Below are 10,134 nucleotides of genomic sequence, written 5' to 3' on the forward strand. Positions count from 1 at the left end.
GCGGGGGTGTGGTGCGGGGGCGGGAGCGGCGGCCCCCCCCCCCCGCCCCGCCCCCCCCCCCCACGAAACCGTCCCCCGTCATTTCGAACGCGTTCAAAATCTTGGCAGAACTGTAGACGTTACGGTTGAACATGTTCAACTCCATCTTCGTGGGAGGCTCGTCACATGACCGGTCCTGAACGGACCACCATTCGGTACGGCGGAGCGCAGGACGCCGCGGACGTCGCGGACCTGCATGCCGAGAGTTGGCGCACCAGCTATCGCGGGATGGTCCCCGACGAGGCGATCGGGGACGGACTGGCCGCCCAGCGGCGCGAACTGTGGGAGCTGCGCCTGGCGGTGGACTACGGGCCGCCGGAGAACACGCCCGTGCTGTTGGTCGCCGAACGGGCCGGTGAGCCGGCCGGGTTCGTCTATCTGGTGCCGCAGGCCGACGGACGGGTGCTGGTGGACAACCTGCACGTCCGCCCGGGCCTCACCGGCGGGGGCATCGGCCGGCACCTGCTGGCCGCCGCCCGCGCCGAACTCGCCGAGCGGTTCCCCGCCGCCGAGCTGTACCTGGAGGTGCTGCGCGCCAACACCCGCGCGATCGCCTTCTACGAGCGCGAGGGCGGCGTGCGGATCGCGGCGCAGGAGGGCGTGTTCCCGGGCGGTTGGGTGCTGCCCGAGTACGTCTACGCCTGGCCGGCCGCGAACGCCCGGCCGGAGAACGGTCGGTCCGCGAGCGCCCGGCCGGAGAACGGTCGAACGGAGCACGCCCGGCCCGAGGGCGGTCGGTCGGTGAGCGGTCAGTCGATGTCGTAGACCGTCACCGGCACGCCGCGCGCCGAGAGTCGGGCCGCCACCAGCGGCTCGACCTTCTCCCAGCGCCCGCCCGCCAGTCCGCAGCCGATCCGCGGCATGTGGACGGAGGCGCCGAGTTCGAGCGCGCGCCCGCCCAGGGCCGCCAGCCCGGTGTCGATGGCCTCGTACCGCACGGGCACCCCGGTGGAGCGCCCCGTCCGGATGCCGCGCTGGCCGACCAGGTTGGCCACCCAGACGAACGGCTCGACCTGCACCAACTGCAGGGCGCCGAGGCCGAAGTCGTTCTTCGCCCGCTCCCGGTGCCACCGCCGGAAAGCGGCTTCGGGTTCGGGCCAGCGTCTGGAGAGCGCGAGCACGAAGCCCTTGCCCCAGCCGCCGAGGTCGTTGCAGACGTGCGCGATCACCTTCACGCCCTTGCCCTGGGGCGTGGTGGCATCGCCTCGGACGTAGGTGATTTCCGCCATGACTCGAAGTTAGACGGAGGCACTGACAACCCGCGCCCCATTTTCCGCGGGGCCGGACGCCCGCAGGTGCCGCCGCCCGGCCGACGCGATCAGCAGGGCGAGCGCGGCGGCCCCGGCGGGCAGGACGTAGCCGGTGCCGGGCGCGGCCCGCTCGGCGAGCGTCCCGGCGAGCGCCGCCCCGGCCGAGATGCCGACCACGATGCCGGACACCGCCACCGCCATCCCCTCGTTGAACTGCCGCTGCGGCAGCAGCTCCTGGACCAGCGTCATGCCGGTCACCATGGTCGGCGCGGTGGCCGTGCCGGCCGCGAACAGTGCCGCGCCGAGGGCCACCGGCCCGGCCCCGCCGAGCCCGGCGGCGAGCGGCAGCAGCAGGACCGCGGCCATCGCCGCCACCCCGAGCAGGAAGCGCGCCCCGGGGGCCCGGCGCGGGGTCAGCAGCCCGAACAGCAGCCCCGCCAGGCAGGATCCGCCCGCGACCAGGGCCAGCAGCGGGCCGGCCGCCGCCTTGTGTCCGAGCGCGTCGGCGTAGGCGACGGTGGTGATCTCGGTGGCGCCGAAGACCGTGCCGGTGGCGAGGAAGGTCAGCGCCAGCACCCGCAGCCCGGGCACCCGCAGCGGGGAGCCGTGCCGCTCGCCGGTCGGGGCCGGTGCCGGCAGCGGCGGTTCGGTGCCCCGCTGGGCGGCGAACAGCAGGGCGCCGGCGGTGCCGACGGTGCCGGCGGTGAGCAGCCCGGCCTCCGGGGCGATCGTGGTGCAGAGCACCATCGCGAGCACCGGCCCGGCCATGAAGCAGAGTTCGTCCAGGGCCTGTTCGAGGGAGTTGGCCAGGTGCCGGGCGGCCGGGTCGTCCCGGTGCAGGTGCGCCCAGCGGGACCGGGCCATGCCGCCGAGGTTGGGCGCGGCGGCGCAGGCGGCCCAGCAGGCGTACAGGGTCCAGTCCGGGGCGCCGAGCCGGACGCAGAGCAGCAGGGCGGCGAGCGGAACGGCGTTGTACAGCGCGGCCGGCACCGTGACCCGCGACTGCCCGTACCGGTCCACCAGGCGGCCGAGCAGCGGCATCCCGATCGCCCCGGTGGCCAGCCCGGCCGCCGAGACCGTCCCGGCCAGCGCGTACGAGCCGCGCCGTTCGGCGAGCAGCACCACCAGCGAGACGCCGTTCATCGACAGTGCGATCCGGCCGAGCAGCCCGGCCAGGGTGAAGGCGGTGGCGCCGGGGGCCGCGAACAGCCGTCGGTAGGAGGCGAGGAGGGCGCGCGGGGGCAATCGGGCTCCTGGGGCGCAGGGCGGGAGGGGGATGCGCCCAGCCTCGCGGTGCGCTCCGACCGGCGTCCAACACCTGTTCCGCCGCAGTCACAACACGGTGTTGTTAATCTGCCGCCCATGCCCCGTGACCTGCACCCCCGACTGCTCCGCGGCTTCGTCGCGACCGCCGAGACCCTGCACTTCGGCCGGGCCGCCGAGCGGCTGTACGTCGCCCAGCAGGCACTCAGCCGGGACGTCCGCACGCTGGAGGGCCTGCTCGGCGAGGCACTGTTCACCCGCACCACCCGCAGCGTCGACCTCACCCCGGCCGGGCGCCGGCTGCTGCCCGGGGCGCGCCGGCTGCTCGCCCTGCACGACGACCTGCTCGCCGGGTTCGGCGCGGGCGCCGGTGCCGCCGCCAGGCCGCTGCTGCTCGACCTCAACAGTGACGTCACCGGCCCGGACCTGACCGCCGACCGGGTGCTGCAACGGGCCCGCACCGCCTGGCCGGAGGGCGAGCTGCTGGCCCGCTTCCACGGCGGTCTGGCCGCGGCCGCCGACGAACTGCTGGCGCACCGGCTGGACGCCTCGTTCGGCCGCTTCGCCGGACTGCCCGCCCCGGTGCGCGGCCGGCTCGCCCAGCGGCCCGTACGGCTGGAGCGGGTCTCGGTGATGATGGCGGACACCCACCCGCTGGCCGGCCGCCCGGCGCTGCGCCCGGCCGATCTGCTCGGGCACCCGGTCGACATCTGCGCGGGCAACCCGGCCACCACCGAGTGGGCCGACCTCGGGGCCCGGCTGCTGCGCGAACACGGTCTGCGCGCGGCCGAGCCGTACGTCCCGCCGGTGGGCCCGGTCGAGACGGCCCGCTACCTGGCCCGGCACGGCGATCCGATGCTGACCACGGTCGGCGGGCCGAGCCTCCCGGGGGCGGTGAACGTCCCGCTGGTGGACCCGGTGCCGCTGAGTCTGGTGAGCCTGGTGCACCGGCCCGGGGAGCGCCGCCCGGGCCTGCTCGCGCTGGCCGCCGCGGCCGCCGAACTCGGCGCCGCCGAGGGCTGGTTGGACCGCCCGGCCGGCAGCTGGCTGCCCCCGGAGGACGCCGCGCTCATCGCGCGGACGTAGGGTCCGCAGATGTAGCACACCGCCCCTGCCCCGGGGGGACGGGCAGGGGCGGTGGGTCGTGGGGGCGGCACGGACCGCCGTGGCCGCGGACGGCCGGCTCAGGCCGCCTTGACGGCGGAGATGTCGAAGCTGAGCTTGACCTTCTCGCCGATCAGCACGCCGCCGGTCTCCAGGGCCGCGTTGTAGGTGAGGCCGAACTGGGTGCGGTCCACGACGGTCCGGCCCTCGAAGCCGACCCGCTCGGCACCGTAGGCGTCGGTGGCGCTGCCGGTGTAGTCGAGCTCCAGGACGACCGGGCGGGTGGTGCCCTTGATGGTCAGCTCGCCGGTCATCCGGTAGGAGTCGTCGCCGACCGCCTCGGCGGAGGTGCTGCGGAAGCGGATCTCCGGGTGGGTCTCGACCGCGAAGAAGTCGCCGGTGCGCAGGTGCTCGTCGCGCTGGGCCTGGTTGGTGTCGACGCTGGCGACCTTGATCACGAGCTCGGCGGAGGAGTTGTGCGGCTCGGCGCCGTCCAGGTGCAGCTTGCCCTCGTAGTCGGTGAAGCGGCCCTTGACGTTGGTGACCATCGCGTGGCGGACCGCGAAGCCGATCTCGCTGTGGGTGGTGTCGATCGCCCAGTCGCCGGTCAGGTGCGACAGGTCCGGGCCGGCCGGGGTCCGGACGGCGGTGGGGGTGGCGGTCTTGGTGCGGTTGAACAGGCCCATGGCTCCTCCTCGGGTTCGAAGCCATTTGTTTAGGCTTCAACTTCTTGGCTCCACCGTACGACTCTTTCGTTCAAGTTTCAACCACAACGGTCGAAGCACTCCGCCGAACCACCCGAACGGCCCAGCCGCCCGGCCCCACGGGCGCCGCCGGGCGGACCGACGGGCACTGTCCGACCCTCCGACTAGGCTGCGAAGGACGGTTCCCACCCGCCCCGAGAGGCCCCGCATGTTCGTCCTGCACGCACTCTGGCGGGCGGACGGACGGCTGGCCCTCTGGGCCGAGGACGCCCGCGCCCACCCCGGCGCCACCGATCACCTCCCCGACCGGCCCGCCCCGCGCGCCCACCCGTACGCCTGCCCGGCCGACCGCCTGGCCGCCGTGCTCGGCGGCATCGGGCCCGGCCTCGGCTGGCTCGCCGGGCAGGCCCCCGAGCGCTGGGCCACCCTGTTGCTGCCCACCGTCGGCCCCCTGCCCGCGCCCTCGCCCGACCTGCCGGTCACCCCGCCTCGCGGCGGCGCCGTGCTCACCCCCTGGCGGGTGCCCGCCCTGCTGTTCGAGGCCGGCGCCGCCGCCCAGCTGCTCGGCGAGGTCCACGACCCGCACTGGGCCGTCACCGACACCGACCTGCCCGGCACCGGCCGGGTCGAAGTGGTCTACGGGCCCTCGCTGCGCTGGCTCACCGGGGTGCACGACCTCGCCTGGCGGGCGGTCGGCCGGGGCCGGGTGCTGCCCCTGCCCGTCCTCGCCGACGGCCGGCCCCGGGCCCGCTGGCGGCCCGACCCCACCCCGGCCGGGCGCCGCGAGGCCGCCGCCCTGGCGGCCGGCTGCCCGCCCGTCCTGCTGGGCGAGTGGCCGACCGGCGCCGGCACCGGCGAGGCCCTGCTGGACGCCGCCCTGGGCGCCCTGGTCGACGCCGAGGCCCGGGCCGCCCTGGCCGACACCCCCTTCCCCGCCCCCGGCCCGGCCCCGGCCGACCGCTGGCTGCACGCCCTCGCCACCCCCTCCGGGGAGGTCGACGCCCCGCCCGGGGAGTTCGCCGAACTGCGCCGCCGGATCACCGACTGGTACGCCACCGCCGAGCCCGCCGACCCGGCCCTGCGGCTCTGCTTCCGCCTGGTCGAACCGCTCGGCCCCGCCGACGACGATCCGGACGGCAGCCCCTCCGACGACGCCTGGCGGCTGGAGTTCCTGCTCCAGGCCGTCGACGAGCCCTCCCTGCTGGTCCGCGCCGCCGAACTGCACGAGGGCGGCGCGGCCCACGCGGCCCTCGACCGCAAGCTCGCGCAGGTCGCCCCCGGGGGCGACCGGGCCGGCCCCGCCGACGTGCTGGTCGCCGAACTGGCCCGCGCCGCCCACCGCTGGCCCGCCCTGGACGGGCTGCGCCACCGCTCCCGCCCGTCCGCCCTGCCGCTCGACCGCGTCGGCGCGCTCGACTTCCTGCGCACCGCCGCGCCCGCCCTGGCCGGGGCCGGATTCGGCGTGCTGCTGCCCTCCTGGTGGCGCCGCCGCCCCCGGCTCGGCCTCACCCTGCGCGCCACCACCCCGTCCGCCCCCGGCACCCTCGCCGTCGCCAGCCAGGTCGACCGGGACGCCGTGGTCGCCTTCCGCTGGCAGGCCGCCCTCGGCCCGGACGGCACCCCGCTCACCGAGCAGGAGCTCGCCGAACTCGCCGCCGCCAAACAGGGGCTGGTCCGGGTCCGGGGCACCTGGCTGGAGGCCGACCCGGCCCAGATCGCCGCCGCACTGGCCTTCCTCACCGAGCAGCGCGACGGCCTGCTCGCCGCCGCCGACCTGCTGCGGCTCGCCCTCGACCCGGAGGCGACGGTCGCCGGGCTGCCGGTCACCGGCGTCCGGGCGGACGGCCCGCTCGGCGACCTGCTCGCCGGAACCGCCACCGCCACCCCCGAAGTCCCGGCCCTGCCACCGGACTTCCACGCCGAACTCCGCCCGTACCAGCAGCGCGGACTCGCCTGGCTCAGGACCATGTCCGAGCTCGGCCTCGGCGCCGTCCTGGCCGACGACATGGGCCTCGGCAAGACCGTCCAGACCCTCGCCCTGCTGGCTGCCGAACGGTCCGGGGCGGACGCCCCCACCCTCCTGGTCTGCCCGATGTCCCTGGTCGGCAACTGGCAGCGCGAGGCCGAGCGCTTCGCCCCCGGCCTGCGCCGCTACGTCCACCACGGCGCCGACCGCCTCGGCGGTGACCGACTCGCCGACGCCGTCGGGGGAGCGGACCTGGTCATCACCACCTACGGGCTGGTCCAGCGCGACCTCGCCGCGCTCCGCGCGATCCGCTGGCGCCGGGTGGTCGCCGACGAGGCGCAGCACATCAAGAACACCGGCACCGCCCAGTCCCGGGCGATCCGCGCGCTGCCCGTGGCCCGGCACCGGATCGCCCTGACCGGCACGCCGGTGGAGAACCGGCTCGCCGAACTGCACGCCGTGCTGGACTTCGCCAACCCCGGCCTGCTCGGCCCGGCCGAGCGCTTCAAGGAGCGCTACGCGATCCCGGTCGAACTGCACCGCAGCCCCGAACGCACCGCCGAACTCCGGCGCCGCACGGCCCCGTTCGTGCTGCGCCGGCTCAAGACGGACCCGGCGGTGGCGGCCGAGCTGCCCGCCAAGCAGGAGATGACCGTCTGGTGCAACCTCACCGCCGAACAGGCCGGCCTCTACCAGGCGGTGGTCGCCGACCTGCTCCAGCGGGTGGAGGGGATCCGGGGCGTGGAGCGGCGCGGCACGGTGCTGGCCGCGATCGGCAAGCTCAAGCAGGTCTGCAACCACCCGGCCCAACTGCTGCACGACGGTTCGCCGTTGGGCGAGCGCTCGGGCAAGGTCGCCCGGCTCGCCGAACTGCTGGAGGAGGCGCTGGCCGAGGGGGACCGCACCCTGGTCTTCACCCAGTACGCCGAGTTCGGCACCATGCTCCGCCCGTACCTGGAACGCCGCCTCGGCGAGGAGGTCCTCCACCTGTACGGCGGCGTCCCCCGCGCCCGCCGGGAGGAGCTGGTGGAGCGCTTCCAGGCCCCGGACGGCCCCCGGGTGTTCCTGCTCTCGCTGCGGGCCGGCGGCACCGGCCTCAACCTCACCGCCGCCAACCAGGTGATCCACCTGGACCGTTGGTGGAACCCGGCGGTCGAGGAGCAGGCCACCGACCGGGCCTTCCGGATCGGCCAGCGCCGCGACGTCCAGGTCCGCCGCCTGGTCTGCGTCGGCACCGTCGAGGAGCGGATCGACGAAATCCTCACCGCCAAACGCGCGTTGGCCGACACCGTGGTGGGCGCGGGGGAGCACTGGCTCACCGACCTCCCCGCCGAGGCCCTGCGCGAACTGGTCACCCTCACCCGCGAGGACGCCGTCGCCGAGGAGGACGCATGACCGACCAGGCACCGCCCCCGAAGGCCCCGATGGTCAACGTCGCCGCCTACTGGCGCGGCGACTTCACCCTGTCGCCGACCCCGGACGAGGAGCCGGTCGAGCCCTCGCTGCACCGCCTCGGCCGCTCCGGCATCACCGTCCACGGCCGCGACCTGGCGACCCTGCTCGCCCCCGTCTACGAGGCCTTCCGCTCCTGAGGTAGCGTCCCGAACGTGACCGACACCCCCGACACCCGGCTCGCCGCCTTCGAACAGCACCGGCGGACGGTCTTCGGCATCGCCTACCGGATGCTCGGCAGCGTCGCCGACGCCGAGGACCTGGTCCAGGACACCTGGCTGCGCTGGAGCGGGGTCACCGGCCCGGTCGCCAGCCCCGCCGGCTACCTCGCCCGTACGGTCACCAACCTCGCCCTCAACCGGCTGGACTCGGCCGCCGTCCGCCGCGAGTCCTACGTCGGCCCCTGGCTGCCCGAACCGCTGGTCTCCGAGCCCGACGCCACCGACGGCGTCGAGCGCGCCGAGAGCGTCTCGCTCGCCCTGCTGGTCGTGCTGGAGAGCCTCTCCCCGCTGGAACGGGCGGTGTTCGTCCTCAAGGAGGCCTTCGGCTTCTCCTACCCGGAGATCGCCGAGGCCCTGGGCCGCACCGAGGCGGCCTGCCGCCAGGTCGGCAGCCGGGCCAGGGCGCACGTACGCGCCCGCCGCCCCCGCTACGACGCCCCGCCGGAGCTGCGCCGCCGGGCCACCGACGAGTTCCTCTCGGCCTGCGTCGGCGGCGACCTCAACCGGGTGCTCGAACTGCTCGCCCCCGACGTCACCGCCTGGAGCGACGGCGGCGGAGTGATCCGCGCGGCCCTGCGCCCGGTCACCGGCGCCGACAACGTCGCCCGCTTCCTCCTCGGCGTGCTCCGCCAGCTCGGCGAGGCCGCGGGCGTCCGCCCCGTCCTGGTCAACGGCCAGCCCGGCCTGCTGATCACCGTCGACGGCGCCGTCGACTCCGTCTCCGTCCTCGACTTCACCGAGGGCCCGGACGGCGAGCCCCTGGTCAGCTCGATCCACGCCGTCCGCAACCCGGACAAGCTCACCCACCTCGCTTGACCCTCGACCAGGTCGAGCCCCGAGAGTGACCGGCATGGAGAGCGAGCTGCACAGCATCGGCGAACTGGCCCGCGCCAGCGGCCTGGGCGTCGGCACCCTGCGCTACTACGACGGCGCCGAGGTGCTCACCCCCGCCTGGGTCGACCCGCAGACCGGCTACCGCTGGTACCGGCCCGCCCAACTCGCCGACGCCCGCCTGCTGGTCCGGCTCCGCCGGGTCGGCCTCCCGCTGGCCGACATCCGCGCCGTACTGGCCGGCCACGACGCCGAACGCGTCCTCGACGCCCACCTGCGCCGCCTGGAGGACGGCCTCGCCGACGCCCGCCGCGAACTCTCCCTGATCCGCACCACGATCGAGCAGAGGGAGCACCCGATGACCACCACCCTGCACCTCACCGTCCGCGCCGACCGCCTGGCCGCCGCCCTGGACGCCGTCCGCTTCGCCGTCTGCGAGGACCCGGACCACCCCGCCCTGACCGGCGTGCTGTTCGAACCGGACGGCCCGGTCCTGCGCCTGGTCGCCACCGACCGCTACCGGATGGCCTTCGCCGAACTGCCCGCGCTCGGCGCCCCGCAGCAGCCCGCCCCCGGCACCACCGTCCCCACCGCCCTGGTGGACGCCCTGCGCGCACTGCTGCCCGCGGCCCCCGCCGAGGTCCTGCTCACCCTGGGCGCCGACACCTTCCACGCCGAGACCCCCGACCACCGCATCGAGGGCGCCGTCCCGGCCACCGACTACCCCGACCACCGAGTCCTCACCCGGCTCGACCTCCAGCACCGCCTCACCCTCCCCGCCGCCGCCCTGCGCACCGCCGTCGAGGCCGGCGCCACCCGCACCCTCCCCTCCGGCCCCCAGGGCGCCGACTGCCAGGTCACCGTGCTCACCCTCACCGACGACGGCCACCTCACCGTCACCGCCGACCCCACCCCCGACGACCCCCACATCGCCCTCAACCGCGACTTCCTCCTCGACGCCCTCCGCGCCGCCCACCCCGAACAACTCCTCCTCGAACTCGGCGGCCCGATCGCCCCGCTCGCCATCCGCACCCCCGGCCGAACCGGCACCTTCTCCGTCCTGATGCCGGTCCGCCTCCCCTGACGCCCCCACCCCCAGCGAGCGCGCGTGGCACCGCCCGCGCGCCCGCACCACAAGAACCCGCACCCACCCACCAACACCCACCCCCCACCTCCCCCCAACCCGCCCAAGGCGAGAGGGACGCGCTGCGGGAGGGGGCGGTGGAGGGGGTGGGTGCGGAGAGCGGCGTAACGGGTGATTTTCAGACCGCCAATGGCGATCACACCCCACCCACAGAGTCGGC

At 75.7% G+C, this 10,134-nt stretch carries 9 protein-coding genes; 6 read left to right on the top strand and 3 right to left on the bottom strand.

The window, feature by feature from the left end:
* Positions 1-165: 165 nt before the first annotated feature.
* The gene (locus ACFWXO_RS29520) at positions 166-804 is read left to right on the top strand and encodes a GNAT family N-acetyltransferase (RefSeq protein WP_380527341.1); all 639 of its coding nucleotides are present in this window, start codon (positions 166-168) and stop codon (positions 802-804) included.
* On the opposite strand, the gene ACFWXO_RS29525 is transcribed toward ACFWXO_RS29520, so the two are convergent.
* Positions 789-1,268: a macro domain-containing protein gene (locus ACFWXO_RS29525; RefSeq protein WP_380527343.1), complete on the bottom strand. Its 480-nt coding sequence runs from the start codon at positions 1,266-1,268 to the stop codon at positions 789-791. The genes ACFWXO_RS29520 and ACFWXO_RS29525 overlap by 16 nt on opposite strands.
* Before the next feature lie 9 nt (positions 1,269-1,277).
* On the bottom strand, positions 1,278-2,534 hold the full coding sequence (locus tag ACFWXO_RS29530; RefSeq protein WP_380527345.1) for an MFS transporter: 1,257 nt from the start codon (positions 2,532-2,534) through the stop codon (positions 1,278-1,280).
* 117 nt (positions 2,535-2,651) lie between these two features.
* On the opposite strand from ACFWXO_RS29530, the gene ACFWXO_RS29535 reads away from it, so the two are divergent.
* The gene (locus ACFWXO_RS29535) at positions 2,652-3,638 is read left to right on the top strand and encodes a LysR family transcriptional regulator (RefSeq protein WP_380527347.1); all 987 of its coding nucleotides are present in this window, start codon (positions 2,652-2,654) and stop codon (positions 3,636-3,638) included.
* Positions 3,639-3,736: 98 nt separating this feature from the next.
* Here the strand turns inward: ACFWXO_RS29535 and ACFWXO_RS29540 are convergent, their stop codons facing one another.
* Entirely contained in the window at positions 3,737-4,342 is a 606-nt protein-coding gene (locus ACFWXO_RS29540; RefSeq protein ID WP_380527348.1) for a YceI family protein, read from the bottom strand.
* Positions 4,343-4,568: 226 nt separating this feature from the next.
* Between ACFWXO_RS29540 and ACFWXO_RS29545 the strand changes: the two genes are divergently transcribed.
* Genes ACFWXO_RS29545 through ACFWXO_RS29560 form a run of 4 tightly spaced genes read left to right on the top strand, consistent with a single transcriptional unit; the run spans position 4,569 to position 9,914 of the window.
* Positions 4,569-7,721, top strand: coding sequence for an SNF2-related protein (locus tag ACFWXO_RS29545; RefSeq protein ID WP_380527351.1), 3,153 nt, complete (start codon positions 4,569-4,571; stop codon positions 7,719-7,721).
* Positions 7,718-7,918: a hypothetical protein gene (locus tag ACFWXO_RS29550; RefSeq protein WP_380527353.1), complete on the top strand. Its 201-nt coding sequence runs from the start codon at positions 7,718-7,720 to the stop codon at positions 7,916-7,918. Before ACFWXO_RS29545 ends, ACFWXO_RS29550 begins: the two co-directional genes overlap by 4 nt.
* A 15-nt stretch (positions 7,919-7,933) precedes the next feature.
* The gene (locus ACFWXO_RS29555; protein ID WP_375897252.1) at positions 7,934-8,815 is read left to right on the top strand and encodes an RNA polymerase sigma-70 factor; all 882 of its coding nucleotides are present in this window, start codon (positions 7,934-7,936) and stop codon (positions 8,813-8,815) included.
* Between the two features lie 34 nt (positions 8,816-8,849).
* Positions 8,850-9,914: a MerR family transcriptional regulator gene (locus ACFWXO_RS29560; protein WP_380527354.1), complete on the top strand. Its 1,065-nt coding sequence runs from the start codon at positions 8,850-8,852 to the stop codon at positions 9,912-9,914.
* Positions 9,915-10,134 lie beyond the last annotated feature (220 nt).

This window comes from Kitasatospora sp. NPDC059088 (assembly GCF_042738155.1).
Lineage (GTDB): Bacteria > Actinomycetota > Actinomycetes > Streptomycetales > Streptomycetaceae > Kitasatospora.

Coding starts and splice junctions, on each gene's coding strand:
- ACFWXO_RS29535 (WP_380527347.1), top strand. CDS start 2,652: ATGCCCCGTGACCTGCACCCCCGACTGCTCCGCGGCTTCGTCGCGACC.
- ACFWXO_RS29545 (WP_380527351.1), top strand. CDS start 4,569: ATGTTCGTCCTGCACGCACTCTGGCGGGCGGACGGACGGCTGGCCCTC.
- ACFWXO_RS29520 (WP_380527341.1), top strand. CDS start 166: ATGACCGGTCCTGAACGGACCACCATTCGGTACGGCGGAGCGCAGGAC.
- ACFWXO_RS29540 (WP_380527348.1), bottom strand. CDS start 4,342: ATGGGCCTGTTCAACCGCACCAAGACCGCCACCCCCACCGCCGTCCGG.
- ACFWXO_RS29550 (WP_380527353.1), top strand. CDS start 7,718: ATGACCGACCAGGCACCGCCCCCGAAGGCCCCGATGGTCAACGTCGCC.
- ACFWXO_RS29525 (WP_380527343.1), bottom strand. CDS start 1,268: ATGGCGGAAATCACCTACGTCCGAGGCGATGCCACCACGCCCCAGGGC.
- ACFWXO_RS29560 (WP_380527354.1), top strand. CDS start 8,850: ATGGAGAGCGAGCTGCACAGCATCGGCGAACTGGCCCGCGCCAGCGGC.